This is a genomic window from Parendozoicomonas sp. 2304DJ65-17, from assembly GCF_058148445.1.
Genome location: NZ_JBYVJV010000003.1, coordinates 529520 through 556061 on the forward strand (window position 1 = coordinate 529520; position 26542 = coordinate 556061).

The 26542-nt window shown below is 49.5% G+C and carries 27 protein-coding genes; 12 read left to right on the forward strand and 15 right to left on the reverse strand.

The window, feature by feature from the left end:
• Positions 1-72 precede the first annotated feature (72 nt).
• Genes ACY2RR_RS11695 through ACY2RR_RS11710 form a run of 4 tightly spaced genes read right to left on the reverse strand, consistent with a single transcriptional unit; the run spans position 73 to position 4534 of the window.
• Entirely contained in the window at positions 73-1704 is a 1632-nt protein-coding gene (locus tag ACY2RR_RS11695) for an NAD(P)-binding protein (protein ID WP_490108323.1), read from the reverse strand.
• Positions 1704-2720 carry a thiamine pyrophosphate-dependent enzyme gene (locus ACY2RR_RS11700; protein ID WP_490108324.1) on the reverse strand — a complete coding sequence of 339 codons (1017 nt, stop codon included), beginning with the start codon at positions 2718-2720 and terminating at the stop codon, positions 1704-1706. Before ACY2RR_RS11700 ends, ACY2RR_RS11695 begins: the two co-directional genes overlap by 1 nt.
• 21 nt (positions 2721-2741) lie before the next feature.
• Positions 2742-3971: a hypothetical protein gene (locus ACY2RR_RS11705; protein WP_490108325.1), complete on the reverse strand. Its 1230-nt coding sequence runs from the start codon at positions 3969-3971 to the stop codon at positions 2742-2744.
• Entirely contained in the window at positions 3965-4534 is a 570-nt protein-coding gene (locus ACY2RR_RS11710; RefSeq protein ID WP_490108326.1) for a 2-oxoacid:acceptor oxidoreductase family protein, read from the reverse strand. The genes ACY2RR_RS11705 and ACY2RR_RS11710 overlap by 7 nt, the downstream gene beginning before the upstream one ends.
• Before the next feature lie 358 nt (positions 4535-4892).
• Here ACY2RR_RS11710 and ACY2RR_RS11715 point away from each other — a divergent pair, with 358 nt between their 5' ends.
• The 5 genes from ACY2RR_RS11715 to ACY2RR_RS11735 all read left to right on the forward strand — a co-directional run bounded on the left by ACY2RR_RS11715 (position 4893) and on the right by ACY2RR_RS11735 (position 9477).
• A complete protein-coding gene (locus ACY2RR_RS11715) occupies positions 4893-6242 on the forward strand; it encodes an alanine/glycine:cation symporter family protein (RefSeq protein ID WP_490108327.1) in 1350 nt (449 codons plus the stop codon).
• 113 nt (positions 6243-6355) lie between these two features.
• The gene (locus ACY2RR_RS11720; RefSeq protein WP_490108328.1) at positions 6356-6895 is read left to right on the forward strand and encodes a hypothetical protein; all 540 of its coding nucleotides are present in this window, start codon (positions 6356-6358) and stop codon (positions 6893-6895) included.
• Positions 6892-7383 (forward strand): hypothetical protein, encoded by a 492-nt coding sequence (locus tag ACY2RR_RS11725; protein WP_490108329.1) that lies wholly within the window; start codon positions 6892-6894, stop codon positions 7381-7383. Before ACY2RR_RS11720 ends, ACY2RR_RS11725 begins: the two co-directional genes overlap by 4 nt.
• Complete coding sequence (locus ACY2RR_RS11730; RefSeq protein ID WP_490108330.1) at positions 7380-8999, forward strand: hypothetical protein; 1620 nt, start codon at positions 7380-7382, stop codon at positions 8997-8999. The genes ACY2RR_RS11725 and ACY2RR_RS11730 overlap by 4 nt, the downstream gene beginning before the upstream one ends.
• A 13-nt stretch (positions 9000-9012) precedes the next feature.
• On the forward strand, positions 9013-9477 hold the full coding sequence (locus ACY2RR_RS11735) for a CesT family type III secretion system chaperone (RefSeq protein WP_490108331.1): 465 nt from the start codon (positions 9013-9015) through the stop codon (positions 9475-9477).
• On the opposite strand, the gene ACY2RR_RS11740 is transcribed toward ACY2RR_RS11735, so the two are convergent.
• Positions 9474-9977, reverse strand: coding sequence for a redoxin family protein (locus ACY2RR_RS11740; RefSeq protein ID WP_490108332.1), 504 nt, complete (start codon positions 9975-9977; stop codon positions 9474-9476). The two genes, ACY2RR_RS11735 and ACY2RR_RS11740, sit on opposite strands and share 4 nt — an antisense overlap.
• Positions 9978-10152: 175 nt before the next feature.
• The gene (locus ACY2RR_RS11745) at positions 10153-10695 is read right to left on the reverse strand and encodes a DUF2058 domain-containing protein (protein WP_490108333.1); all 543 of its coding nucleotides are present in this window, start codon (positions 10693-10695) and stop codon (positions 10153-10155) included.
• A 116-nt stretch (positions 10696-10811) separates the two neighbouring features.
• Between ACY2RR_RS11745 and ACY2RR_RS11750 the strand changes: the two genes are divergently transcribed.
• The 3 genes from ACY2RR_RS11750 (at position 10812) to ACY2RR_RS11760 (ending at position 14064) form a co-directional block, all read left to right on the forward strand.
• Positions 10812-11270, forward strand: coding sequence for an acyl-CoA thioesterase (locus tag ACY2RR_RS11750; RefSeq protein ID WP_490108334.1), 459 nt, complete (start codon positions 10812-10814; stop codon positions 11268-11270).
• A gap of 116 nt (positions 11271-11386) precedes the next feature.
• A complete protein-coding gene (locus ACY2RR_RS11755; protein ID WP_490108335.1) occupies positions 11387-12142 on the forward strand; it encodes a TSUP family transporter in 756 nt (251 codons plus the stop codon).
• 440 nt (positions 12143-12582) lie between these two features.
• A complete protein-coding gene (locus tag ACY2RR_RS11760) occupies positions 12583-14064 on the forward strand; it encodes an MFS transporter (protein ID WP_490108336.1) in 1482 nt (493 codons plus the stop codon).
• Positions 14065-14442: 378 nt separating this feature from the next.
• Here the strand turns inward: ACY2RR_RS11760 and ACY2RR_RS11765 are convergent, their stop codons facing one another.
• The 9 genes from ACY2RR_RS11765 to ACY2RR_RS11805 all read right to left on the reverse strand — a co-directional run bounded on the left by ACY2RR_RS11765 (position 14443) and on the right by ACY2RR_RS11805 (position 21480).
• Complete coding sequence (locus ACY2RR_RS11765) at positions 14443-15684, reverse strand: B12-binding domain-containing radical SAM protein (protein WP_490108337.1); 1242 nt, start codon at positions 15682-15684, stop codon at positions 14443-14445.
• 52 nt (positions 15685-15736) lie between these two features.
• Complete coding sequence (locus tag ACY2RR_RS11770) at positions 15737-16165, reverse strand: DUF2141 domain-containing protein (RefSeq protein WP_490108338.1); 429 nt, start codon at positions 16163-16165, stop codon at positions 15737-15739.
• 19 nt (positions 16166-16184) lie between these two features.
• The gene (locus ACY2RR_RS11775; RefSeq protein WP_490108339.1) at positions 16185-17075 is read right to left on the reverse strand and encodes a sterol desaturase family protein; all 891 of its coding nucleotides are present in this window, start codon (positions 17073-17075) and stop codon (positions 16185-16187) included.
• Positions 17076-17229: 154 nt separating this feature from the next.
• Positions 17230-17400 (reverse strand): hypothetical protein, encoded by a 171-nt coding sequence (locus ACY2RR_RS11780; protein ID WP_490108340.1) that lies wholly within the window; start codon positions 17398-17400, stop codon positions 17230-17232.
• Between the two features lie 29 nt (positions 17401-17429).
• The gene (locus ACY2RR_RS11785; RefSeq protein ID WP_490108341.1) at positions 17430-18011 is read right to left on the reverse strand and encodes a TetR/AcrR family transcriptional regulator; all 582 of its coding nucleotides are present in this window, start codon (positions 18009-18011) and stop codon (positions 17430-17432) included.
• Positions 18012-18098: 87 nt separating this feature from the next.
• Entirely contained in the window at positions 18099-18704 is a 606-nt protein-coding gene (locus tag ACY2RR_RS11790) for a hypothetical protein (protein ID WP_490108342.1), read from the reverse strand.
• A 218-nt stretch (positions 18705-18922) separates the two neighbouring features.
• Entirely contained in the window at positions 18923-19666 is a 744-nt protein-coding gene (locus tag ACY2RR_RS11795; RefSeq protein WP_490108343.1) for a forkhead box protein, read from the reverse strand.
• 96 nt (positions 19667-19762) lie between these two features.
• On the reverse strand, positions 19763-20848 hold the full coding sequence (locus tag ACY2RR_RS11800; RefSeq protein WP_490108344.1) for a patatin-like phospholipase family protein: 1086 nt from the start codon (positions 20846-20848) through the stop codon (positions 19763-19765).
• 380 nt (positions 20849-21228) lie between these two features.
• The gene (locus ACY2RR_RS11805; protein WP_490108345.1) at positions 21229-21480 is read right to left on the reverse strand and encodes a GrxA family glutaredoxin; all 252 of its coding nucleotides are present in this window, start codon (positions 21478-21480) and stop codon (positions 21229-21231) included.
• 94 nt (positions 21481-21574) lie between these two features.
• Here ACY2RR_RS11805 and ACY2RR_RS11810 point away from each other — a divergent pair, with 94 nt between their 5' ends.
• The 4 genes from ACY2RR_RS11810 (at position 21575) to ACY2RR_RS11825 (ending at position 26535) form a co-directional block, all read left to right on the forward strand.
• Entirely contained in the window at positions 21575-22621 is a 1047-nt protein-coding gene (locus ACY2RR_RS11810; RefSeq protein WP_490108346.1) for a C45 family autoproteolytic acyltransferase/hydrolase, read from the forward strand.
• A gap of 415 nt (positions 22622-23036) precedes the next feature.
• On the forward strand, positions 23037-24503 hold the full coding sequence (locus ACY2RR_RS11815; protein WP_490108347.1) for a GMC family oxidoreductase N-terminal domain-containing protein: 1467 nt from the start codon (positions 23037-23039) through the stop codon (positions 24501-24503).
• Positions 24500-24967, forward strand: coding sequence for a hypothetical protein (locus ACY2RR_RS11820; RefSeq protein ID WP_490108348.1), 468 nt, complete (start codon positions 24500-24502; stop codon positions 24965-24967). The genes ACY2RR_RS11815 and ACY2RR_RS11820 overlap by 4 nt, the downstream gene beginning before the upstream one ends.
• Positions 24964-26535: an aldehyde dehydrogenase family protein gene (locus ACY2RR_RS11825; protein ID WP_490108349.1), complete on the forward strand. Its 1572-nt coding sequence runs from the start codon at positions 24964-24966 to the stop codon at positions 26533-26535. The genes ACY2RR_RS11820 and ACY2RR_RS11825 overlap by 4 nt, the downstream gene beginning before the upstream one ends.
• The last annotated feature ends 7 nt before the right edge of the window (positions 26536-26542 follow it).

Consider the following 26542-nt stretch of genomic DNA (forward strand, 5'->3'; position numbering starts at 1 on the left):
CTCTGGCCAGATAAACCGGCCAGAGTCTAGCAGCGCTACCACAGCTCCGTTGCAGAGTTGTGTAATCGAAAATCAGATGGTTTCCATCACCATATCCAGAGCACCCAGCGGACACTCCGTGGCACAGATACCACAGCCCTTGCAGTAGTCATAATCAATCTTGAAACCCTTGCCAGCTCCCAGTTTGATAATGGCGTTATCCGGGCAGAAACCGTAGCAGTTATCACACTCCATACAGTTACCACAGGACATACACCGCTGGGCTTCCTCAATAGCCTGCTGCTCGGTGAGATCACCTTTCACTTCCCGGAAGTCGTAGATACGTTCATCAGCCTCAAGCTTGGGGCGATGGTTGGTCTTCGCATCCGGATAGTAAGCAGTGTTCATCCGTTCGAACGTGGCAATTGTGCGCTCTTGTCTTTCTGGCGCTGGCTGGTCATTAAGCCAAAGGTCAATATTTCTCGCAGCCTTCTTACCATGGCCAATGGCCGCAGTAACTGTGCGGATAGAGGGCACCATATCACCACCGGCAAAAATACCGGGCACGCTGGTCATCATGCCGGGGGAAACCGGAACCTCCCAGTCACCAGACTGAGTAATACCCATCTTCTCCATCACACCCAGCTCCGCACTCTGGCCCAGAGCCATCACCACAGATCCTGCAGCAACTGTAACATAGCGACCTGTCGGGAATGGACGACCACGGTCATCAGCCTGCATACGTTCCAGTACCACTTCACCATCACGGACTTCATGGATGGTATGCAGGTTGAAGAACTGTACGCCTTCATCAAGAGCATCCTGCACTTCTTCCGGGTGCGCACGCATATGCTCCATATCCCGGCGCACAATCAGCTTGGGGCGTTCACCGGTGACACGCAGGGCTACACGGGCAACGTCGACAGCAGTATTACCACCACCCCAGACAACCACAGAGCCTTTCATGCCGTGATCTTCGCCAGTTTCCACCTTGCGCAGCACATCAATACCATCCAGCACCGGTGCCTTGGCTTTGCTTACCACATCCACACGATTTGGCAGCCAGTTGCCCACCGCCGTAAAGACTGCGTGGAAACCTTCGCTGCGCATTACCTGTTTGATATCGTGCACTCGAGTATTGGTGCGCACTTCGATACCCATGGCCAGAATGCGATCAATCTCGGCATCAAGAATTTCACGGGGTAAGCGGTAGCTGGGGATACCATAGCGAAGCATGCCGCCCAGAGCTGGCATACCTTCGAAGATAGTGACGGTATGGCCAGCACGACGCAGATGATAAGCTGCAGCTAAACCACCAGGGCCACCACCAATCACCAGAACCCGGTTGCCCGTCAGCTTCTTTGGTGGTTCAAACTGCCAGCCCTGTTCCAGAGCACGATCACCAATGTATTTTTCCGTGGCATTAATCTGCACACTGCCATCTGTCATCTTCCGGTTACAGCCAGACTGGCAAGGGTGATAACACACCCGCCCCATAGTGGCAGGCAGTGGATTGTTCTGAACAATTTCCTGCCAGGCAGCTTTAAAATCACCGCTCTGCACATGACTCAGCCAGGCCTGAATATTCTCGCCGGCCGGGCAGCTGTCATTACATGGGGGCAGGTTTTGCACATACTCCGGGCGAAGGCTGCGCCAGCTGCCGGTTTTGTTATCCCGGCTGGTACCCGGCTCAAGAGTGGTAGCAAAAGGAATTAACGTTTGCATTATTTGCTCTCCACCAGATCAAAGGCTCGGATATTAGCGTCGGCGATCCCCTGAATCGCTTCCAGCTGGTGTTCATTACCCTTCTTGAAAACATGGGCAAAACGACGCTGGCTTTTCAGGTAAGCACGCACAGTTTCTGGTTTAGCAATTTTGCTGACTGCAGTAATTTCACCGTATTCAGCTTCATACAGTGGGGTCAGACCACAGTTCAAAGCCTGACGAGCCACCTTAATGGTGTCACAGGACGCGGTGCCCCAGCCCAGCGGACAGGGAACAAACACTTCAATATAACGGGCGCCACGAATGCTCATGGCTTTGCGAACCTTAGCTTCCAGATCACGAGGATTGGCAATATTGGCAGTCGCTACGTAAGGAATACCGTGGGCCATGGCGATCTTTGACACACTCTTGCCGGTTCCAAAGCGGTTACCAGGATGCTCACCAACAGGCATGGTGGTGGCAGTTCTTGCCGCACCAGGAGTCTGGCTGGAACGCTGCACACCGGTGTTCATATAAGCTTCATTGTTGTAACAGATGTACAGCACATCTTCGTTACGCTCGAACATGCCGGACAGGCAGCCCATACCGATGTCGGTGGTACCACCATCACCGCCCTGGGCGATGACACGAACATTCTCTTTACCTTGCACCCGGAAGGATTGGGCAACACCGGAAGCAACAGCTGCAGCATTGCCAAACAGAGAGTGAATCCACGGGGTACGCCATGCAGACTGAGGGTATGGCGTAGAGAAAACTTCCAAACAACCAGTAGCGTTAACCACTACCAGTTCGCCATCGGTAGCATCCAGAGCCGTATCAATAGCATGGCGAGCACCCAGTGCTTCACCACAGCCCTGACAGGCACGATGACCGGAATCCAGGGAGTTGGAGCGTTCTGCTGTACCCTGCAGACTGTCTGCTGTATCAGACAGTCGGTTGCTGATTGTTCTGTCACCGGTTTGCTGACCGATGATCATGTCTTCTTTCGCTGGGAAATGAAGGATTTGTGATTGCATCTTTTAAATATTTCCCAACCTTTAGACCGTGATTTCTGAAGCAGAATCCAGCACGCTGGCTTCACGGGCCAGTTCCCGATCCATTGTGGTGTTATCCAGATCCAGAACTTCAAAGCCATTACCGTTTGCACGCTCATCACAACCGGCAAACAATGCGCGAATAGACTTACGAGTCACAGGACGACCACCCAGCCCGGCAATAACAGACTGAACCTCAATACCTGTACCGTTCAGAGCCGCCAACACATCCTGATAGACAATACCGCCCATACCGGGGGTAAAAGATTTTTCCAGCACCACAACCCGCTTGGCACCAGTCACCGCTTCACGAAGGGCCTGTGTCGGGAATGGTCGATAAGTGCGCAGGGTAACAGCGTTCACAAACTCACCCATTTCACGCATTTCGGTGATAACTTCTTTGGCGGTACCAATCACTGAGCCCATAGTAATCAGAATCGTTTCAGCTTCTGCTCCAGACTCGTCTTCATAATGCTTTTTCACCAGACCACCAGCATTGCGGCCAAAAATATTGGCGAACTCTTCTGCCTGAGCGGGAATCAGCCCCAGCGCCCGCTCCATACGGCTATGGGCCAGCATACGAACTTCGGTAAAGGCTTCTGGTCCTACCAGCGCGCCCATAGTGATGGGAGACTGTGGATCCAGTTTCTGGAAAGGTTTAAAAACTGGCAGGAATTTATCTACCTGTTGCTGCTCCGGCATATCCACCCGCACATAGGCGTGGGTCAGGATAAAGCCATCCATATTCACCATAACCGGCAGTCCAAGGCTTTCAGCCAGACGGAAAGCCTGAATATGTACGTCGATCGCCTGCTGATTATTTTCTACAAACAGTTGAATCCAGCCGGCATCCCGTACCGACATGGCATCACTGTGGTCGTTCCAGATATTGATGGGAGAACCCACGGCACGGTTGCCGACGGTCATCACGATTGGCAGCCCCATACCGGAGGCGTTGTAAACCGCTTCCGACATAAACAACATGCCCTGACTGGAGGTTGCCGTATACGTTCGGCTGCCAGCGGCGGAAGAACCGATACAGGCACTCATGGCGCCAAACTCGGATTCCATATTCATAAAACTGCAATCAGCCAGCTCGCCGGACTTCACCAGCTTACCGAGGGATTCCACGATATGGGTCTGGGGAGTGATTGGATAGCAGGACACAACCTGTGGGCGACACAGGGCTACTGCTTCACCAACGGCATAGGAGCCGTCAATCTGTTTCAGCATGGCTGGCGCTCCTCAATCAGGGTAAAGGCGGCTCTGGCAGCGAGAATGTTTTTCTTGGCGACCGGCCCGGCAAATTTTTGTTCGATGGCACTGTTCAGGGACGCAAGGGAAAATGAGCCAACCACAGAACAGAACGCACCCAGCAATACTGTGTTCGGAGTTGGACGCCCCAGATACTCAAGAGCCAGCTCAGTGCCTGGCAGGCAGTGCACATGGCCTTCTGGCAGATGTGCCAGCTTGTCGCTGATATTCAGATCTTCCAGGGTTCGGGAAGAGTTAATCAGCACGTAGCCGTTGTCAGACAAACCGGCAAAAACATCCAGAGAGTGCAGCAGGGATGGATCCTGGATAATAACCATATCCGGTTCGGCAACCGGCTCACGCAACTCAATCTCCTGATCGTCGATACGGACATAAGCTTCCACCGGTGCGCCCATGCGCTCGGAACCAAAGCTGGGGATAGCCTGGGCATGAGCCCCTTCATGAAACAGGGCGATGGACAACATTTCTGCAGCCGATACAACACCCTGTCCCCCGCGACCGTGAATACGGACCTGGAACATTTATTGATTGCTCTTTCAGATAAATCGTTTGAGATACCCGCCTCACAACAGGTATCAATGGTTTTCTTCGACGTCTGAGAATAGGTTCAGGAAAACGATTGGGTAACCAGCAGATTCCGCTGAAAAAACCACAGGTTTACGTATGTGCGTAAGTTTTTTCACCGATTCCTGTATGGATTTTGTAAACACAACTGAACTGTGCAAAAAATCGTTACAGGATCAGCCAATTATCGAGGAGAGCGGATTCTATTCGTGCCGCCTTTCTTTACGAATTCCTATTCATCGCTAATGCTTGCCTGATCCTGCAGAAACAATAACTGCGATTACACTTATCCGATGACATACAGAGCAGGTAAACATGTCTGATCTACTGACGTGGTTGGAAACAATCGACCGGCTGGTGTGGGGGCCGCCACTGCTGATCCTGCTGGTTGGCACCGGCATTGTTTACACCTTCCGGCTGGGATTTATCCAGATTCGTCATCTGCCACTGGCTCTCAAACTTCTTGTTACCCCGGATAAGCAAGGTAAGGGAGATGTTTCCAGTTTCGGCGCGCTCTGCACAGCCCTGTCTGCCACTATTGGTACCGGTAATATCGTTGGTGTAGCCACAGCGATTGCCACTGGTGGCCCGGGCGCACTGTTCTGGATGTGGCTGGCGGCTTTCTTTGGTATGGCCACTAAATACACCGAATGCACTCTTGCCCAGGTTTACCGGCGTACCGATGCCCGTGGGCAAATGGCTGGCGGTCCGATGTATTACATTCAGGATGGCCTGGGCATGAAGTGGCTGGCCCAGGTGTTTGCGCTGTTTGGCATGGGCGTAGCTTTTTTTGGTATTGGAACCTTCCCCCAGGCCAATGCCATAAAAGAAGCTGCGACTCTCGCCTTTAATATTCCGCCTCTGGTAACAACCATTCTTATCACCCTGCTTGCCGGAATGGTGATTCTTGGGGGAATTACCAGCATTGCCAAAGTCGCCACCAAAGTGGTGCCGTTAATGGCGCTTTTCTATGTTGGCGCCTGCCTGGCTGTTCTTATTTCTCAGGCCAGTGAACTGCCCTCAGCTATAAACCTTATTCTCACCAGCGCCTTTAGCCCAGTGGCTGCCGGTGGTGGTTTTCTGGGGGCGTCTATAATGCTGGCAATTCAGTCTGGTATTGCCCGTGGAGTTTTCTCCAACGAAGCGGGGCTGGGAAGCTCACCGATTGCCGCAGCATCTGCTCAAGTGAGCGCGCCTTCCCGGCAGGGGCTGGTGACAATGACCGGTACTTTTTTCGACACCATTATTATCTGCACTATGACCGGCCTGGTTCTGGTGGTATCCGGTGTCTGGCAGGATGGTGACGTAGCTGGCGCAACCATGACCGCCCGGGCTTTCTCCAACAGTCTTTCTTCCGTTGCAGGGGACCTTATTGTTCCTGTGGGGCTGATGGTATTTGCCTTCACCACCATTCTTGGCTGGAGTTATTACGGCGAACGCTGCGCTGTGTATCTGTTCGGCATTAAAGCCACCCGTCCTTTCCGGCTGATTTATATTGCTCTTATTGCCGGTGGAGGATTTCTGCAGCTGGATCTGATCTGGGTTTTAGCCGATATCGTGAACGGCCTGATGGCACTGCCAAACCTCATCGCACTGCTGTTATTGCAGAAGGTTGCGGTAGAAGAAACCAGGCGTTATTTCGCGAATAAGTCATCAAGGCTGTAATTGAGTAACACATTTCAGGAAATCATCCATAATAACTAGAAGGATTAAAATCAGCAGGCCGTAATAGCAGTAATAAGAAAGCCGTCTGCCTGATCTGGAAGGAGCCAGAAACATTGAACGCACCCGCTATTAATGAAGAAGCCCTTAAGCCAGTCGCCAGACGACTCAAGAAAGAGCTGAAGTCTCTGGAAGTGGACAAGGTTGGCGCATCTCGCCATGAATACGGCATAGCTCTGAAAAGCCGGTTCACCACCCTGAATAATGAAAAGGCGGTTCTGACTGCTTTAATCACTCCCGGCGTAAGCCCCGATCAGAATGTGAACCTGATTCTGGATGCCACCCTCCCAGAAGGCCCAAACCTTGAGCAGCACCTGAATGCCCTGAGTGCTTTTATGCAGCAGTCCACTGCCCTGCTCAGCCCTATGGCCATGCTGGTTGATATGCGTACCAGCCAGATAGTTCTTCGGCAGAGCCAGCTGATGGGAATCAAATATCCAATATCCTGCATTCCTTTCTTCAACGCTGTGCAGATTCTGATTCCGCTGATTCAGCAAACAGTTAAATCCATTTGTGAAATAAATCCTGCCCCGGAAGATGCCCGCAAAATGGCCGACCTTCTCTCAGAAAGTTTCTACGGAGCCCTGACAGAATGAACCCACAGACACGCCAGGCCATTGTCAGCCATCTCACCACACAGCAGCTTTCTCCTGAGGAGCAACAGGCTGAAGATCCGGCCATCAGCTGGATTTTTAATATTGCCGAAGATCTGCAGAGTGAACTGTTCTGCTACGAGCAGGAAGTTGGTGACCTGACGGCCATTATGCTCACTTCTGTGAAAATTACTCCCAACGATAATGCCACCACTCTGGCCGCAGCTCTTTCTCCGGCTCTTGCTCCGGCATCCATCGTGATGATGAATGATGTATTGACCTTACGATTGATGCTCAGGGGAGATGCCAACTCTATTGGTGGACTTCTCGATGAAGGAATTTTGATTTCCCGGCATATCATCTCTGCCGTATTCACTCGTATTGTTGATCTCGCCGCCAGCAAAATCCCTATGCAACAGGCGATGGTAACGGCCATGCAGGCACTGCAGGGGCCGGGAGCTGAACAGGATCAACAAGCTCCGGCCCAGTGAATTCCACCATCCAACACCGGCAGTCCGCCCCAACGGGGCGGCTGCAACGTTCCCACAGCTGGCCCGGAGCGGATTTCCACAAACCGGCTCACCTTCAGCCAGTTGCCAAAGTTCATCCTCAAGGCAAACAGAGCAGAAGCCTTTCTGACCTTTCCTCATCAGGTTTGAAGATTGCCAAGAACATCGCATTTGGCTCCAACAAATTTCATTTTGCCAAAGGCAGCTCGAAAACCGAGAAAGTGGCCACCGTCGCCGGACAGGTTCGAACTGTTGGTGGGGTACTGAACTCTGCCTTGTTATTTACCAAACGTGCTGCAGCAATATCTGGCAGCGCTGCAACAAAAACTGCTGAATATACCCGCTCGCTCCAAGCATTACAGGGAGTCGCACTGGCGACACAAGGTCTGACTTTTGCAAAAGATGCGGCCACAGGCACATGGACAGCAATCAAAGATATCGCTGCCCATAAGAAGCGGGGAGAAACCCAGAAACTGTTAAAAGACTGGGATGCCGAAACCCGTACTTTTCAGGGATCGGCGAAAGATGAAAAACGTCTGCAAGAGCTGGCCAACAATAAAACAGACCTGACCCGCTCCCGAAAGAAAACCGCTGTAGACCGATTAACGGATTTAAAAGATCTGGCTATTACCGGGCTTGGTATCACCACCTCCTCGTTTCTTATTGCCGAAAGTGTCAGCACCACAGCGGCGAAAGCTCTTCCGGGAGTTGCAATTGCAGCCAGTACCATCAGTGCTATCCATTCCGGCATTAAAACTGGCATTCAGGTTGCGGCACTGAACAATCTGGCATCAGCAGAAAAGAAAACCGATGACCCTTTGCTGAAAGCGCTTGCCGGTCACATTAAGAAAGAACGCACCATCCGCGCCCGAAAAAATCTGTTGAATACTGCCGTCAGTACGTTCAGTGCCGGAGCCAGTATTGCCCTGGCCGCATCCGGTATTGGCGCTCCAGCAGCTTTGGTAGCAGCGGGAGCTGTCGGCACTGCGACAGCAATCGGCACTATGGCTTTTGATGGCCTGCACAATCGCAAGCTCGCTAAAACCCGAGAGAAGGCTTCCCAGCTGATGACTCTGGGCAAGCCTCTGGAATCTATGGCAAAAGAAAATATTGGTGTGGCCGAGCGGGCTTTCCTGAAGAGGTTACGTTCCTCTGAAGGTGAAGAGCTAAAAGAATCTGTGACTTTTTTAAGAAACCTCGGTGTTGCAGAAAATACCATCAAACGTTTGCAATTGGCTCCTGAAGGCGCTGCCCTGAAAACACTTCAGAAAGTAATTTATAACGATAAGCTGAAGTTCAAAGGGTTGATGCTGAAGCAGACAGCAAAAACCCTTCTGCATGTCAGCGGCCTTACCGCACTGGGGAAAAGAATTCTTGCAGGTTCACTCTGGCTCAGCGGCAAACTGACTACCGCAGCTCAAAAACTGTCAGCACTGAAAACTAAAGCCACTTCCTATATCGCACAGTTTGGCAGTAGTCTCAGTACCAAATCTGTTTATGAATTCAAACCGGAAAAAACAAAACCGATAAAACAACTCCAGCACGACTTGAATCACTTCTATTATCAAAGGTATCACCGCCGCCATACGGTGGCCTGATCAGGGAATGATTATGACTGCCATTGAACTGTTAAAAGCCTGGGTGCAGTTTGCCGGAATTGATAATGAAGCACTGGATAAAAGCGGCAGGATATGCGCCTTTATCTTTGATAACCGGTTACCTGTCAGCATCGAAGCCCCAGCCTACAGCGATGACCTTTTTATAGTGGTGGAAATCACCCCTGTGGGAACTGGGGAAATTCGTCGAAAACGCCTTGAAGCTGCCATGCAATTGAATGCCTACGCGCTGGAAACCCGTGGAGCTGTTTTAGGCTGGGATACCGTTGGTGAACGTATCACCCTGACTTACCGAACTACTGCGGAAACGACATCTGCAGAACTGCTCGACAATATGATTGGCAATATTGTCGAGATTGCTGATCATCTGCAGCCTGCCTTGGCGATGGAGCAGGAATGTGCCCGACAGGAGCAGGTGAATAACGGCATAAATCTTAACCTGCAGGCGATACAGCCTTAGATATCGACTTCCTCTTTCAGGATTTCCAGAACAGAAGCAGCATCGGTATGCATTAAATGCCCAGGTTCTTCTTTCAGAAAATGGGTGATCTGGCCATTATCAATCACCATGGCAAAACGGTCTGAGCGAACCCCCATTCCTTTTGCTGTTAAATCGAGAGTGACATCCATCGCCCTGACCAGCTCCGCAGAGCCATCACCCAGCATTCGAACCTTGCCATCAATATGCAGGTCTTTAGCCCAGGCATTCAGCACAAATGCATCGTTTACCGCTATGCACCAGATTTCATCAACGCCCATATCCATGAAATCCTGATGGTGCATCAGATAGCCGGGTAAATGACCTTCGCTGCAAACCGGAGTAAAAGCGCCGGGGACTCCGATAGCGACAATCTTCTTTTTATAAGCCAGATCGGGTAACCGACGCTCTACAGGGCCTTGATCAGCATCAAACTCATAAACAGAATAATCCGGTAGTGACTCCCCTTCCTGAAAAGCCATGACGTTCTCCCTACTTTTAGCCCTAACAAGCCTTGAAAATTGATATGTCTAATTAATAGGTTTAAATGATGAGAACGTCAGTGTCCAAAATATCATCAAATAAGAGGGGGGCTTACTATGATTTTCAAAAAGAGCCGGCAAGGATCGATACCGGCTCAGGTGTATCTCTAATTGATTACCACATCAGATCATCAGGAATCTGGTAATCGGCATAAGGATCATCTTCATCCACTTCGTCCTGCTTGCCTTTATTGCTGACCAGCAGGTACTTATCCGCCTCATCGGCCAAACGTTCTGCCAGCTTTTCTGCAACCTTACCAGCAATCAGGGCGTACTCTTCGTCACCCAGTTTAGCGAGAGCCAGACGGCCTTTACTTAACTCTTCAATCTGCTTGTCGGCCAGATACCACTTCTTGATTTTCGTGCCATCAACAAAGCTGTAGCTGTTTTCACCATCTTCCCGCTTGACCGTATTGGTCTGGATAATCTGACGAATCTGGGCCTGCTTCTCTTTCTCGGCACGCTCAGCTTCCAGTTTGCGGTTCAGCTCTTTATCCCGCTCAATCTGCTGTTTACGCTCTTCTTCCAAGCGATTGCGCTGCTCGGCCTGAACATCAACCCCTTGCTTCTTCTGCTTCTTTTTCTGGGTGCGGGCCTGTTGGTGCTGTTTCTTGCTGGCAACACCGGACTTCAGTAACTGGTCTCGTAAGGAACTCATAATATGTTTTTTCATCAACCGAAATAATGGAAAGAATTATACAGTCAGTAACAAAACTGAGAAGACCGAAGAAACGACTTTCCGTTAATATGAACCAAAAGCCTTTCGGAGCCGACATGCCTCTATCTTCACTAAGTTGGGATTTACCCAACCCGTTTACCTGGCGTATCTCCTGTGGCATGGAGCACGAAGACCGCCTTGGTCATGTGAATAATGTGCAATACCTGCACTGGCTTGAAGAAGCAGGCTGGCAACATATTACCCAACTGGGCGCCCCCTGGGATGAGTGGAAAAAAGCCGGCATAGGCATGGCAACCCGAGAGACCCATGTGGAATACCTGGCTGCTGCCAGAGCGGGTGACCTCCTTTATATCGGAACCTGGCTTACCGGCGGTGATCGCCTGCGCATGACCCGGCACTTCCAGATTATCCGAGCTAAGGATGACACCACCCTGCTGCGCGCAGATATTAACTATGTCTGCATCGACCTGGCGTCCGGCAAACCAAGACGAAAACCTCCCTTTATGGAGAACGCCCATCAGGCGGGTATGAAGGCTGCTGGCGCCACGCCCTAAAGAAACCACACTATTTCAACATTTGTTGATTTTCACTAAGGATTCCTCTTCAGGTAACCGCTATGATTGCCAGGGCTTAGTCTTTGTTTGATTTCTAAATTGAAGTAGGTACCTGAATGGAGATTTTCTCTCCGGAGATTCTTTTGCTGTTGTTTTCTGTCGGCGCCATTGCCGGATGTATTGATGCGATGGCTGGCGGTGGCGGTTTGATTACTATTCCTGCTATGTTGTCTGCTGGCATCCCTCCCCTGCAAGCTCTGGCCACAAACAAATTACAGGCCTGCGGCGGCAGCTTTAGTGCCAGCTTTTATTTTGTCCGTGCTGGCATTGTGAACCTGAAAGAGATGCGCTTTCCAATTCTTTGCACCTTTATAGGCAGCGCTGTGGGAACACTTCTGGTACAGCAAATCAACTCCGATATTCTGGTATCCATGGTTCCGGTAATGCTGATCGCCATTGCCGGCTACTTTATGTTTGCCAAAAACATGGAAGGTGGAAAACAACGCATCTCTTTAAATACCTTTGCTCTCACCATTGGTTTCAGTATTGGTTTTTATGATGGTTTCTTTGGCCCCGGCACAGGTTCTTTCTTTGCCATGGCCTGTGTCACTTTACTTGGAATGTCTCTGCCCAGGGCCACAGCCCACACCAAGGTTCTTAACTTCACCAGCAACATTGCGTCGCTGATGTTTTTCCTGTTCGGCGGCCATGTTTTATGGAGTATTGGGCTGGTGATGATGGCTGGCCAGTTTATTGGTGCCCGCATGGGTTCCAAAATGGTGCTGACTAAAGGGCAGAAACTTATTCGCCCGATGATCGTGATTGTTTGTTTGATTATGTCCGCAAGATTAATAATGCAGAACATGTCCTGACAGGAATAAAAAAGAGAACAAAAGAATTAAACCTTAATAATGGCCGTATTCACACAGTCTTGACATTTTATTAAAGAGTTTATTTTTCGGAATAAACCCATTCCAACAGAAAGAAAGATCAAAACTCTATTTTATAAAAATAATTTGGTCTTTTTCCCTGATCCAACAACACCATAAAACCCCGCAAAAACATCGAAAAACCCTTACAAAATCCGTAGTTCTGCGCTTTTTATCATCAAAAAGTATGCTCTGGGACAGCATTTTCGACGATAGTTTTTGTTATAAAACCACCGCAAAATTCACTGACCAAATTTGCGACCTACAGATTCAATACATCTGGCCTCTGTTGCCTGGATCACCCTCTCTGTGAATACAGTTTCTTTACAGAGGCAAGGCGTATTGCATCCCACATAGCAAATTAAACTATTTACGGTGCCTTTATGTGGAATAGACTGAACAAGTCAATGATGTTCTGCCAAATGATGTTTGGCTTATCTTTTTACGGCGTGATGATTATCCTCACCCGCTTCTTCCTGGAAGAACTGCAATACGGCGAAGCCGAAACCATGATGATCGTGGGTGCGTTTTCTTCTATCGGCCCTCTGTTCGCCATTGCCGGTGGTTTCATCGCCGACAAATTCCTGGGTGCCAAGCGCTCCCTGACTCTGGCTTACATCAGCTTCGCGACCGGTTACGGCCTGCTGGCACTGGGTGCATCTACTCTGAACGTTGGCATGTCCATGTTCGGTATCGCACTGGCGTCTTACGCCCGTGGTCTGATGTCTCCATCCTACCCAAGCCTGTACAAGCGTACCTTCAAGTCTCAGGAAGATTTCGAGAACTGCTACCCAATCAACTACTCCGTGAACAACGTGGGTGCACTGCTGGGCCAGTACCTGTACCCAATGTTCATCCTGGCAATCGGCTTTAACGGTGGTTTCGCTCTGTCCGCGACTCTGGCTGCTCTGGGTGCCGCTACCCTGATCATCTTCCACAAGCCTCTGGTAGAGATCGGCGCAGACATCGACCAGACTCCAGTATCTGCCAAGAACAAGGGCATCTTCCTGGGTCTGTCCGTAGCGATGCTGGGCATGGTGTTCTTCATGTTCAACGATATGGAAACTGGTAAGTACATCGTATACGCCATCGCTGCCGCGGCTGTTGTTTACTTCATGTTCCTGATGACCAAAGCTACCAAGGCTGAAGCTCTGCGTATGGGCACCATCCTGATAATGGGTCTGCTGACTACTGCGTTCTTCGTATACTACGGTCAGATGATGACTTCCATGACCATGGTAACCATCAACACCATGCGTGGCGACCTGCTGGGCTTCATCCCTCTGGCACCTGAAGCTTCCATGGCTATGAACCCACTGTGGTGTATCGTTGCTGGTCCTGTGATCACTGCAACCTTCACTTCTCTGGAAAAGCGCGGCATCAACCTGTCTACCGCTACCAAGATTGCCATCTCCTTCGTACTGACTGTTGCTGCTTTCGGCCTGCTGACCATGGCGGTGAAGAACATCGGTGAAGACGTAACCACCAGCCCAGACCTGTTCCTGGCTATCCACGGCTTCCTGGCATTCGGTGAAGTTATCGTTGGCTCCCTGGTTGTTGCCTTCATCCTGTCTGTAACTCCTAAGCACATCGAAGGTTTCTCCGTATCCCTGTTCTCCGTTGCCATGGCTCTGTCCGGCATCGTTGGCGCAGTAATCTCCGGCGCTATCGCCATGGAGAAAGGCCAGGAAATCACCCAGCAGTTCGTACAGACTGTATACGGTGACTACTTCGGCATGCTGACTGTTGCTGCTGCCGCCATGGTAGTTGTAGCTCTGGGCTCCTCCGTAATGATCCGCAACATGCTGAAGAAAGCTGACGAGCTGGAAAAGACCGAAGGTCTGACTGCTGCTGAAGCTGTGTAAAGATCCTTAAGTTCTGCGGTTATTAAAAAGCCCCGAACAACATAAGTTGCTCGGGGCTTTTCTTTTAAAGTTCCATTAAATTAGCAATAACCAAAGAGCAAACAACAGCCAGACACTATTGATCAACCAGAAGGTAAACGGATTATCTTTCCGGCTGACTGGCTCAAAAAAATGTGTATGGCCGCTTCTTATATCCGGCACAACCAATAAGAAAATCAAAATGGCCCAAAGCCAGTAAATTTGATACCAGCCCGCAATCACAACCCCTGCCGTTCCCAGCAATGCCCGCCACTTAATATTCTTAAAACGTTCTCTCAAAACCAGACTCCAACAACTGGCCGCTCAGGCCATACAACAGGGAGTAAAAAGCTGACCAAATCAGAAGTACATGGCATTTACGAAGCCAAGATTTTTAGTACGGGTAATTTTTCGCTTCGCCGAACGGCCAATGCTGTTGTATTTGCGGTGATACCAGTCAGCCCCCTGCTCCAATTCCATAGGAGTCATATGTTTGGGTTCAAAAACCGCATGACTGCAGTCGTACAAAGACCAGTCCTTTGTCAGCAAACGCCTTTCTTTTTCCATACGATCATAAAAATCGGTACCCGGGAACGGGGTAAGAATAGCGGCAGAGCAACTGTCGAATTCCACTTCGTCAGCAAACTCCAGGGTTTCTTCAAAAATATCGGGAGTATGAGCATCAAAGCCAAATAGCATGGCGGAGTCCACGGCAATCTGATATTCATGAAGCCTGGCAATATTGTCCTTTACCTTATTCACTCGAATAAAGCCTTTGCCACTGGCTTTCAATGCTTCCTGGCTTGGGGTTTCCACCCCCACCAGCAGATAGAACAAACCACTTTCTGCAGCAGCTTCCAGAATATCGTCGTACTGGGCAATATTCAGAGTGGCTTCAGCCATCCACTTTATATTCAGCGGTTTTAATGCCTGGAACAGCTCCATGGCGTAGTCACGGTCAGCGATCAGGTTGTCGGCATGAAGTTCCAGATACTCCAAACCGGATGCTTTAATCTCATCGACCACCTCACCGACTGGGCGGGTACGAAAAGTAGGAAAGAACTTATGCACAGTGCAATAATCGCATTTAAACCGGCAGCCCCGGGACACCATCACCGAGCCCATTTCATCGTAAGGTTTCAGATCAATATATTCATGGGAATACGGTGCCATGTTTGACATGGGCACAGGCTCAGCATTTTCATAACGGGGTTTCAGAACACCATTGCTTAAGTCATCCAGCAGCTGCGGCCAGAGTTGTTCCGCCTCCCCGCACATCACCGCATCAGCATGCTCAAGGGTTTCATCAGGCACAAACGACGCATGCAGACCACCAAAAACCACTGTGATACCTCGACAGCGAAAATGATCACCCAGTTCATAACCGCGGAAGGCATCGGGTGTCGACATAAAGATCGCTACCAAGTCAGCATCCATCTTCAGATCTGCCGGGCCTTCCGAAGTTTCATCAATCATCTCTACCTCAACCCACTCCGGAGTCACCGCAGTGATTGAGAAAATGCTCTGGGGAGGAGCCGCCATAAAGCGTTTGTAATCCTTAAACAGGCTGTTCCGAGAGGCTTTGATAATATAAACCTTCATGTCGACTCCTTCGCTCAGTGGCAATACAGCGGAAAACGTGAAAACAACGACATCAGTTTTTCAGGTAGATCACTGACAATGTTTCTGTGTTGGTACCTTCAATAATGTCCAGAGTGGCACGCTTAAAAGAGGGAGCAGCCAAGCGGCCACCACCTTTACTGAAGGCATAACCTTCTGCAGGGGTTTTGCCATCCATCTCCATTTCCCCATCGTTGTTTTCATCGTGATGAATCATCAACGCATACTTGCCTGGTTTCAGGTTGGAGATGCGGAATTTCATGGCGCCACGCTGGGCTCTCTGGGCCAGAACGGCTTCGGATTTGCCCACAGATTGCTGCTCAAAAGCTGAGGCATTATCAAACAGCGACATCATAATATTGCCCTGACCATTACGAATGCCGTTCAGTTCAATGTCTAGATCAGCGGCCTGCAGGGTGCAGGAAGCCCCTGCCAGAAACGCAGTCAATAAAAAACGATACATATTAACCTCGAGAGAAAGTTTACTTAGCGCCCTGAGGCTTCCAGCCGGGGCCTCGGAAAAGATAGCCTGCGACTTCGGAAGCGGATTTCGCCCGACGCAGATCACGGAACAAACCGGGAAACTCAGAAAACTGAACGACAATGGGATTCTTGCTGTTCATAGGTTCAGTCAAGCCATATTTCGGCAACTCTTCCTCTTTTTGGAAGGTTCCAAACAAGCGATCCCAAACAATCAGAATACCGCCAAAGTTTTTATCCAGATATTTATCATCGGAACCGTGATGCACCCGGTGGTGCGATGGCGTATTGAATACCCATTCCAGAGGCCCCAACTTGCCAATCATCTCGTTATGGAGCCAGAACTGATAAGCCTGAACCAGAACTTCAGCGGCGAAAATTAGAATCGGGTTAAAGCCCATCAATACCAAAGGCAAGTGGAAAGTAACCGATACCACCGGATCAAATATGCTGAACCGGAACGCTGTGGCCGTGTTCATAACCGATGAACTGTGGTGCACGGCATGAGCCATCCAGAACAAACGAATCTTATGGAAGGCGTAGTGTTCAATGTAATAAGTCAGATCTGCCAGCACCAAAACCAGAATAGCGGTATAACCATTCACTGGCTGTTTCCATGGCACATATTCGTAAATGGTAAAGTAGAGATAAACCGCTCCGGCAAACACTACGCCCTCTGCCAGATAAACCGGAACCTGGGTAAAGAGGCTGGACAAGGTTTCATAGAAACGCTCTCTCTTGAAGCGTCGGGTCACCAGCTCATCCAACAGCTCCAATCCTAAAAACAAAACAGCAAATACAACGACCCAGTCGTAAATATCGAACGAGACATATTCGATATATTCCAGCCAGGTGTTCTCACCCCAGCCCTGAAAAAAATCTGTTCCCCACATGGGTGGCCCCCTCTAAGTATTGTAATTATCAGTACCAGCTGCTGACATCTGGCAAAGTGGTCCACCAGCCAAGAAAAGCAAACATTGCAACAATCAAAAGTGCGTAGAGCCCACGGATAATCGGGTTATGTTTTGGCAGTCCCATCATCTTTCCTCACCAGTAAAAACACGACACAGCAACAGCAAGCCAAACCAGTATCAGCAACCAGTAGGAAAATGGTTCTTCTGAGCGACGGTACTCACGGTGTAGCCAGACACTGCCGGCAAACAGATCCCAGGCCACCCAAACCAATAACGCGATACCAAGATAAACAGTCCAGGACATAGTCAGAGACTCCTTTAAAAATTCAGTCTTTAAGAATGCAAAGTTGAAATAAGTTTTTCCGCAGCCTGTCGGGCCGGTACCCGGTAGGTGTCAATCAGATCAAGAGGATTCAAAGAATCCAGATTAAAGTAGAGAGACACCACACCAAATCCAACGGCTCGCAAATCTGTACTATTCGCGGCCGGAAAGTCCCGCTTCAGGATAGACACAACATCATCGGTAAAACGCTGCAGCCATCCACGCATTAACTCTTTCAAATACGCATCCCGTGCGGATGCAAAGATCAACGACTCAACCACCATTAACAGTTCCGGATCAGAACCCTGATAGTCGAACAATACTTCGAGCAGAGACTTTGTCGCGCCTTTCTCTGGCAGATAAACCATCAACTCCTGCCACTGTTGGTCAGACTGTTCCACGACCCTTGTTGCCAATCGCTGAATCAGGTCATTGCGGTTACCAACAAAATGGCGAACAAGACTGCGCTGAAGGCCAGACTCTTCGGCAATACGCTCCAGAGAGCTTCCCTCTAAACCGTATCTGGCAACACAACGCTGAAATGCCTGAAGAACCTGTTCGGTACGCTCTTCTTTTTTACTGGGTCTGGCCATGGCCAATCTCATTTATTGTCACATGTGACAATTTATAAACCCAAGAGGGTTTATTGTCAAATGTGACAATAAATAAATTTGGAGAAATCAGTGAATCTGGGCAGGCTTTTCGATCAGCAGACACTCTCTCTCGCGGAGAGTGCCCAGGCAAAAACGCTTACGGTTTGAAAGAGTATCCAGCCACTGGCGGCGAATACGAAGATTGGGTTGTTGCTCTTTGGCCTCGGGCAAATATTCCACCTGCCCGCGAACAATATTACGTTGTTTTCTGCGGCAGGGATCGAATACATAAAGCCAGTCATCATCCATGCTCAATGCCAACACGTAGTGCCAGAGGTTTTTGCCGGTATGCAAACGTACCAGCGCAGTGCCTTTTCGGTTCAGGCATTCTGAGAGAGGGCTTTTTTCAGTGACCGAAAAACGATCCCGTTCAAGGTAGGTTGTAGTGAGAGCAAAACTATCATCACGGTATTTCTGCAACCAGTTGCCCAGCAAAGCCACAGCCAGCCCGGTAGTACCATGCCCGAGTTCACCCTGAGTGGTAACTGTATCCAGACAGTAGAGATAGATTTTCTGAATCACCAGCGGGGGAATATCATCGCGATCAAACAGATAGGCCAGCGCATTGATAAACGATATGGGAACGCAGTCGTAGGCTGAAACCTGGTAACTGAATGGTGTGCGCAAAGCCATTAACTCTCCCCCTTACGGTCAAGAAGAGTTTGCGATACTTTGCAGGGATTGAATAAGCCCACTTCCATATCAGGCATCCTTTGCACTGCTGATCGATGAACATCCAATCAGCCTCCCCGGACAACCCTTGGGGGAATACGTTCCAAAAGTTATCTTTTGATACTAAGACAATATAAGAGAAAAGTTAATTGGGAGGCTCAAATGCAAACAATCGAGAGTTAAGGGTACACGATAGAAAACGTTTCAGATAAAACAGAGATTGAAGGCAGGTCACTTTGGCCAAGCCTGATGCCTTCTGGCAGAGAAAAAACTGGAGGAGAAGGTTTTACTGCAGAAGTCGTTGAGCAAGACGGTTTTGTTTTCACCCTTGACCGCGCTTGCTTTGAAGCTCGCTTCTGAGAGTCATACATCCATTTCCCACCTTTTCTAATTTGGCCTGCTAGATTCTCAGCTTTTATAAAGCATTTACTTATGGTCAAAGTATGTCTGATGGTGTTGTAGACACCTTTCCAGCCTTGCTGAGCTTCTGATTTAGGAGCCTTTTTCATTTGTTCTTCTTTTGTCCACAGTTCTTCAAAAACTGAAGAAAAGCGGCTTTTTATCCACTCAACGATTTCGCTCAGGGAGGCCGAGCCCGCATTCTCTTGAATAGCAAGCTGGATAAGATCTACATAAGTGCGGCTCAACTTGCCATGAGGAGTTACTGTGAGCTCAAAAGCATCACCATTAAGCATTAATGGTTTAGAAACAGAAGAAACAACAGGCCCACCTGCAACAGATATAGAGAAATCTCCCAGAGGTTTGGTATCCGTTAAAAACACATCAGAGGATGTTCCTGACATCAACACCTGCACGGATACAGGTTCTCCATAAGCTTTGGAGGAAGCTTCATTACTTATCGCTGGTAAATCTTCCCCCTCGTTCCACCACATCGTATCTCTGTTCTCAGGGGAATCTATCATCTGTCACACCTTTAATCCTGACTATGTCACATAACAACGGTTAGACAGAAAAAGATGGTTTTTGGTATCAAAAGAGTAGAGATACAAACCAACTTGTTAGAATGTTAAAGGCTGTGCGACCTCCCCCAGTTTCTGTTTCTCCACCAGCTCCAGCCACTCATCCCCCAGCCGCTCACTTTCCTTTACAGCAATACGCCAGTACTTCTGCCGGGCATCTGTATCTAACTTTGTGAAATCTTTACGGTCAGGAATCTTGCCGTAAGGCAGCTTACTGACAAATTCGGGAGAAGGAGCAACAATCAAAGTCCGGCGATAATTATGGGCATCGGGTTTACGCCAAGGCAGGCCTTTATCAAACCAGCCAGGAACAGGCTGCTCACGAAAATGAGGATACAACACCAGCCCATCATCAACGGTCAGGGGAAGATTAAAATGATAATCCGTTACTCCACCATCCAGATAAAGCCCCTTCCCTGCTCCGGCAATATCCTTCACACCTTCAAGCACCATGGGAATAGAGCCGGAAGCCAGTACGGCATCAGCCACATTTTCTTCGGTCAGTTTTACACTGCGAGTTGGCAAATCGCTTAAAGTACCGAGGGGAAAATCACCTGAAGGGTGTTGAAACAGAACCCGGGAAAACAGTGTCCCCAGCAGTCTCTGATGAACAGCATTACCAGCAGAGGCTGCCATTAATCCCATCATTTGCAAAGGCACGTTCTGAAAAGCCAGTGGTCCATGCCCCTGAACAACTACAAGGTTCAAACGAAAAACCGGGTTATTCAGTATTTCTGTTGCCCCGTTATCGCCAAGAATTTCTTTCAGAATACCTTTTACATTGTTTGTCACTTCTGCCGCTGTAGGCCGCTTTTCATAGGAATCAGCGATATATGCCTCCTGAAACCGATGAATAGCTGCCACAGGATCAGCCATGCCGTAACAGGTAAAGCGCCAGCAGCCTGCTGAACTACCAAGCAAATGAAGGGGATCAGTGCGATCTTTGAAGGTTTCCCCAAGCAGGGCTTTATCGAGGCCACTCAGTACAAACCATTTTGGTCCACCGGAAGCCCCCAGCATGGCTTTCACATGCTGTTGCTGAAAACCATTGTCAGCAAGATGCTGCAAGGCATCATTTCCACCCCGAATGACCAGAGATCGGAATTTTTTTGTTATTTGTGTCATTGAAATTTGCCGAACAGCTCTACTCCAAACAGAAGCATTGTAACGTGAACGACAGGGGGAAGTGCAAAAGGAAAGATAAAAGCATTAGGGGGTGTTCACAATTAAACATCGAACTCAGCATTCCCGAGAGTTTCTATGGTTAGGCGCTGCATTGCGGGAATGCTTATTGCCTTTCAAAATGCTGCAACGCAGCCATAGAGACTCTCGGGAATGCCCTTCGGGTGGAGCTGAAAGCCGCCATCGCGGCGTCAGGCTTGCTTAATGTAGAGTAACTACGATTCGCGCAAGCCTTTCTAGCGCCTGACGGCTTTCAGCTCCACTGAGTCGCATGTTTAATTGTGAACACCCCCTATCCCAGTGATACCGGGCTAACTGGAAAATCAGGCAGAGATAACACCTTCTTTCTTCAGGAAAGCTTCCAGCTCTACATAACCACCAATGTAATCCTGACCGTGGAAAATCTGCGGTAAAGTTTCTACTTTTCTACCAATGGTCTTTTCCAGATCGGCCTGACCGATGCCTGCTTCATGCACATCGATATACCGAAACTCCAGCTCTTTGCTCTCGCAAACTTCCTTGGCCCGGGCACAAAAGCCACAACCGGAGCGACCAAAAATGGTAATTTTTTTCATTGGTAAATCCTGATGACGGACAGTATCTGTTTCAGTCTGCACCACAGACCCGAGTTCTGCCATTGATCCATGGCAACAGATAGCCACGAGTTTGATGATGACCGACTGTTTCCCAATGATCGCACTGTCTGGTTCCGCTGAAGACCGAGGGGCAACACACGGTGCCCGTTTGGCAGAAAACATTGCCAGCACCATCGCCTTCTATGCCGGCCTGTTGCGGATGACAGAAGCGGAAGTCCACACCACCGGCCGCTACTTTCGTGAGCAGATCCATAAATTTCATCCCGATTACTGCGAAGAAATTGATGCTCTTGCCGATGCCGCCCACCAACCCGCAGACTGGATTTATGTGCTCAATGCGCGCTCTGAACTTATCAGCCAGCAGATGGAATGCAGCACTATCACTTTTCGGGACAATGGCCTGCTTGGCCAGAACTGGGATTTCAGCAAACCTCTGCTGGATATGGCGGCCCTGCTCCATATCACTCTGGACAATAACCTCCAGATTCTGACTTTTACCGAGCCAGGCATTATTGGAAAGATTGGCCTGAACAACTGCGGCCTTGGCTTATGCCTGAATATGTTGCGCCTTCGCCGCAGGTGTGAAGGTGTGCCCCTTCATATCCTTATGCGGGCGCTGTTGGAAACCTCGTCCTTGGAACAGGCCCGGGATCTGGCCAGCTCAACTCCTGGCGCGCGCATTGGCTGTTTGACCATGGCCTGCAATACCGGGCAGGAGTTCTGCGTAGAATTTGCCGGTAACAGCTGCTGGTTTCTATCTCCACCCGGACAGATAAGCCTGCACACCAATCATTACCTGGGTCGGCGTTTAACCCCTGAGGGCGGCATTCACGCCAGCTCCCACGAGCGCCTGAAAACTCTGGCTGGGCTGACCACAATTCTTCGTCAGCAGAATATTGCCACTATGCAACGGCTACTCTCAGATCGCTCCAATAACACATGGCCAGTTCATCAGACCTGGCATACCTCGCTGGTTCCCGGCTACGGGGAGTTCGGCACAATTGCCACCATTGTGATGGAACTTCCCCAGAAGATTATGCATATCCGCAAAGGAAACGACCCGCAGGGTTCTTTTGTCAGCTACCCTGTGTTGCTGCCAGATCAACCGGAATCGGTGTAGGGGGCGTTCTCAATTAAACATACGACTCAGTGGCTCTGAATGCCGTCAGGCGTTAGGAAGGCTTGTGACAATCGTAGTTTTTCTACATTGAGCAAGCCTGACACAGCGGATGGTGGCATTCAGAGCCACCCGAAGGGCATTCCCGAGAGTTCCTATGGCTGCGTTGCAGCATTTTGAAAGGCAACCAGCATTCCAGCAACGCTGCGCCTACCCATAGCAACTCTCGGAAATGCTGAGTTCGATGTTTAATTGAAAACGCCCCCTAAGGGCTGTTCCTTTGATCAGAAAGGTGTAAAATTAGAGCCTTATTGGTACGAAAGTACCTTTTAGCTCATTACACTAATCCAGTCGTCTGTTATTTGCAGAGAGCTCTGCATAGACAGCCGCCGTATTTAGCTGGGACCTGAGCCTGAAGATGACAACAATAAAACGATTTCACGACTTCATAATTATCGGTACAGGGGCATCAGGCAGTGTGCTCGCACACTATCTCAGTGCTGCCGGAGCGGATGTCTGCCTGCTGGAAGCGGGAAAACATTACCGTGCTGAGGAATTCCCTGCCGATGAGCTTCATGCCAACACTCAGCTTATGTGGAATGGAGGTATGGATCCCAGCAAAGATGCCCGCACAGTTTTCCTGCGGGGAAAAGTCGCTGGTGGCGGCACCATTATTAATAACTGCCTGCTGGACCGCTTTGACGATATAGCCCTGGATGATTTCCGTAATAAATCCGGTGTCGAGTTCTACAACCGGACAACAATGGATGAGCATTACAGCGAGATCGAAAGCCGCCTTAATCTCGAATATATTTCGGAATCGGACTGGAATGGTAATGCCCACTTATACGCAGAAGGCTTCGACAAACTTAACCTGAAGCGAGCACCTCTGCGCCGCGGCCAGAAAAACTGCGACAACAAAAACAATGACTGCGTTGTTTGCCTTGGCGGGTGTCCACGGGAATCCAAACAAAGTATGGCAGTGTCCTTCCTGCCTTCAGCCCTTTCAAAAGGTGCAGTATTAAAAGACCAGTTTCATGTACACCAGGTTGTTCATGGCCCGCAGCAGGTAGCCGTTTACGGTTCCCATAAAGGTGAGTACCAGGTTCTTTACGCCCGCAAGTGTATTCTTGCCGCTGGCAGCCTTGGCTCTACCGAGCTGTTGCTGAAGTCTGGATATGGTGAAGATTTGCCAGCACTGGGACATGGTTTCCACTGTCATCCCCAATTTATGACCATTGCCCTTATGGATGAAATTATTGATTCCCATAAAGGTGCGTTTCAGTCGCTAAAATCCGATGACCCTCGCTTCCGCAAACAAGGCTTTAAGCTGGAGAATGTTTTTGCCGGCCCCGCCGCTGTTGCCATGCTGAAAACCGGTTTTGGTTCCCGCCATCAGGAGTTTATGGCTAAGTTTCGTCATATGGCCTGTATTGAAGTGGCGGTACGCGATGAAGTTCCCGGCACCATCAAACTCAATAACAGTGGCCGCCTGGTTCTTGATAAACCACTGTCGGATATAGACCGCCAGAAAGCTGAAGCGGGCAAACAACAGATTCGTGATATTTTCGAGGCAGTAAATGCCCGGGAAATTATTGAATCACCTTTGTGTATCGCCCTGCATCTGATGGGCGGCTGCAATATTGGTCAAAAAGCAGCGAATTCTGTTGTTAACGAAGGTTTCCAGGTACACGGTTTTGAAAACCTTAGTATTGCCGATGGCTCCATTTATCCGATGGCTCCCGGCATTAACCCTTCACTTTCTATCATGGCCCAGAGCCATCGGGCCAGTCAGGCTCTTCTGGCAGAGTTCGGGCAAAGCCTCAGCAGCGCATCAGAGATTACTTTTCCCAGTGAAACTATAAGCCAGGAGGTCAGCCTGTGAGTACTACAACTTATACAACCTCCCAGCACCTTAATCAGCGTCAACTAAAGGCTGTGAGCCGCATTGGCGACATTATGGTTCCATCAGAGAATGACTTCCCGTCCTTTTCTGAATCGGGTTGTCTGTACAATATCGACACCATTCTGGAACCCACACCAGCTGGTGACCTGCAATCCTTAAAGCTGGTACTGACCTTACTGAGTTTTCTCCCTCTCTCAGCATTGCAATGGTTACTGGAATCTCTGCAGAAGGCTGACAATATGCCAAAGTGGAGTGACGCTTTAGCTTCCCAGCTGCGTTTACTGCTATTCGGCCTGCGGGGAATCGTTTTTACGCTTTATTACTCCGGGCAAGGCAATCCTTATCACCCCAATCGTGTCTACGAGGTAATGGATTACCAAGTGTCATGCAAACCAGATACACCTAATTCCAAAAATAAAACTCAGGAAGAAAGCCCGTTATGAGCGAACAGACCACACTTATACACGACACATCATCCATTCCTGTTTGCTCAGCCATCACCGGACAGACTGTTTACCAGTTGCAGGAAGCCGGGCAGGAAGGGGTAAACGCTCTGTTTGAGCAAGCCCGCACTGTTGCCCAGGAGTTACGGAAAACACCTCTGAAACAGCGCCAACATGCTGTTGAACAGGTAATGGATTATATCCGTGATAACCGGAATCATATTGTTGACCGCATTTGCGATGAAACTGGTAAAACCCGCACCGACGCTCTGGTTTCAGAAATTATGGGCGTGTTGGATAACCTGGAATGGAATGTCCATAACGCTCCGAAAATCCTGAAAGATGAAAAGGTTGCCACACCTATTACCCTTCTGGGTAAAAAGTCACGTATCTTCCATGAACCTTATGGCGTGATACTGAAAGTCGCTCCATGGAACTATCCGTTCCATATTGCCATGACTTTCTCTCTCGGTGCTTTTCTGGCCGGCAATGCGGTGATCCTGAAGCCTTCTGAACAAACGCCACTACAGGGTTTGCTGGAAGAAGTTCTTGCAGCCTCTCCACTGATCAAGCGTGCTGTTCAGGTTGCTTATGGTTCCGGTATAACTGCTCAGCAACTGATTGCGGCTCGTCCCGATAAAATCTTTTTTACCGGCTCAACCCGCACAGGTAAACGTATTCTTCGTCAGGCCTCCGACCTGCTGATTCCTGCTGAAATGGAATTGGGTGGCAAAGACCAGATGATTGTTTTTGATGATGTGAATCTCAAACGCACTGTTGCCGGCGCTCTCTGGGGGGCTCTGACCAATGCTGGGCAGTCCTGCACATCCGTCGAGCGGCTTTATATCCACGACTCCATTTACGACGAGTTTTTAAAACAACTGGTTACCGAAACCGAAAAGTTGGTCGTTAACACCGGTGATCGCGGTGACTCCGATATCGGTGCCATCACTGCCGGTTTCCAGCTGGATATTATTGAGCAGCATGTGGAAGATGCCCGCAGCAAAGGCGCGAAGATTCTTACTGGAGGAGCACGTTTGGGAGATAACTTTTATCTGCCCACTGTGATCACTGACATTACGCCCGATATGCAGCTGCATACCGAAGAAACCTTTGGCCCGTTAATTCCTGTTTATCGTTTCAACAGCGAAAAAGACGTGATTCGTGAAACCAACGGTTATCAGTACGGCCTCTCTGCCAGCGTGTGGAGTAAAGACCTGAACCGTGCAGAGCGGGTTGCCCGTGCATTAGAGGTCGGCGCAGTTTCGATTAACAATGTCATGCTCACGGAAGGCAACCCCGCCCTGCCCTTTGGTGGTCAGAAAGAAAGTGGCTTTGGCCGGGCCAAAGGCGCTGAAGGGTTGCTGGCCTTTACCCGCAGCAAGTCCATTCTGATTGATAAACAGAGCGATATTATTGAGCCCAACTGGTATCCGTATACCATGAAAAAGTACCGGATTTTCGACAAACTGATTGAAGTACTGTTTACCAAGAGTCCCATCAAATTGTTGAAGCTGGCAGTGACTGGTATGAAGCTGGAAGGAGAAGCTAAAAAACCAAGAAGCTAGCTCATGC

Coding starts and splice junctions, on each gene's coding strand:
- ACY2RR_RS11760 (WP_490108336.1), top strand. CDS start 12,583: ATGTGGAATAGACTGAACAAGTCAATGATGTTCTGCCAAATGATGTTT.
- ACY2RR_RS11775 (WP_490108339.1), bottom strand. CDS start 17,075: ATGTGGGGAACAGATTTTTTTCAGGGCTGGGGTGAGAACACCTGGCTG.
- ACY2RR_RS11780 (WP_490108340.1), bottom strand. CDS start 17,400: ATGTCCTGGACTGTTTATCTTGGTATCGCGTTATTGGTTTGGGTGGCC.
- ACY2RR_RS11695 (WP_490108323.1), bottom strand. CDS start 1,704: ATGCAAACGTTAATTCCTTTTGCTACCACTCTTGAGCCGGGTACCAGC.
- ACY2RR_RS11755 (WP_490108335.1), top strand. CDS start 11,387: ATGGAGATTTTCTCTCCGGAGATTCTTTTGCTGTTGTTTTCTGTCGGC.
- ACY2RR_RS11715 (WP_490108327.1), top strand. CDS start 4,893: ATGTCTGATCTACTGACGTGGTTGGAAACAATCGACCGGCTGGTGTGG.
- ACY2RR_RS11815 (WP_490108347.1), top strand. CDS start 23,037: ATGACAACAATAAAACGATTTCACGACTTCATAATTATCGGTACAGGG.
- ACY2RR_RS11750 (WP_490108334.1), top strand. CDS start 10,812: ATGCCTCTATCTTCACTAAGTTGGGATTTACCCAACCCGTTTACCTGG.
- ACY2RR_RS11800 (WP_490108344.1), bottom strand. CDS start 20,848: ATGACACAAATAACAAAAAAATTCCGATCTCTGGTCATTCGGGGTGGA.
- ACY2RR_RS11825 (WP_490108349.1), top strand. CDS start 24,964: ATGAGCGAACAGACCACACTTATACACGACACATCATCCATTCCTGTT.
- ACY2RR_RS11735 (WP_490108331.1), top strand. CDS start 9,013: ATGACTGCCATTGAACTGTTAAAAGCCTGGGTGCAGTTTGCCGGAATT.
- ACY2RR_RS11725 (WP_490108329.1), top strand. CDS start 6,892: ATGAACCCACAGACACGCCAGGCCATTGTCAGCCATCTCACCACACAG.
- ACY2RR_RS11790 (WP_490108342.1), bottom strand. CDS start 18,704: ATGGCTTTGCGCACACCATTCAGTTACCAGGTTTCAGCCTACGACTGC.
- ACY2RR_RS11795 (WP_490108343.1), bottom strand. CDS start 19,666: ATGATAGATTCCCCTGAGAACAGAGATACGATGTGGTGGAACGAGGGG.
- ACY2RR_RS11740 (WP_490108332.1), bottom strand. CDS start 9,977: ATGGCTTTTCAGGAAGGGGAGTCACTACCGGATTATTCTGTTTATGAG.
- ACY2RR_RS11705 (WP_490108325.1), bottom strand. CDS start 3,971: ATGCTGAAACAGATTGACGGCTCCTATGCCGTTGGTGAAGCAGTAGCC.
- ACY2RR_RS11765 (WP_490108337.1), bottom strand. CDS start 15,684: ATGAAGGTTTATATTATCAAAGCCTCTCGGAACAGCCTGTTTAAGGAT.
- ACY2RR_RS11770 (WP_490108338.1), bottom strand. CDS start 16,165: ATGTATCGTTTTTTATTGACTGCGTTTCTGGCAGGGGCTTCCTGCACC.
- ACY2RR_RS11700 (WP_490108324.1), bottom strand. CDS start 2,720: ATGCAATCACAAATCCTTCATTTCCCAGCGAAAGAAGACATGATCATC.
- ACY2RR_RS11805 (WP_490108345.1), bottom strand. CDS start 21,480: ATGAAAAAAATTACCATTTTTGGTCGCTCCGGTTGTGGCTTTTGTGCC.
- ACY2RR_RS11785 (WP_490108341.1), bottom strand. CDS start 18,011: ATGGCCAGACCCAGTAAAAAAGAAGAGCGTACCGAACAGGTTCTTCAG.
- ACY2RR_RS11745 (WP_490108333.1), bottom strand. CDS start 10,695: ATGAGTTCCTTACGAGACCAGTTACTGAAGTCCGGTGTTGCCAGCAAG.
- ACY2RR_RS11810 (WP_490108346.1), top strand. CDS start 21,575: ATGATGACCGACTGTTTCCCAATGATCGCACTGTCTGGTTCCGCTGAA.
- ACY2RR_RS11710 (WP_490108326.1), bottom strand. CDS start 4,534: ATGTTCCAGGTCCGTATTCACGGTCGCGGGGGACAGGGTGTTGTATCG.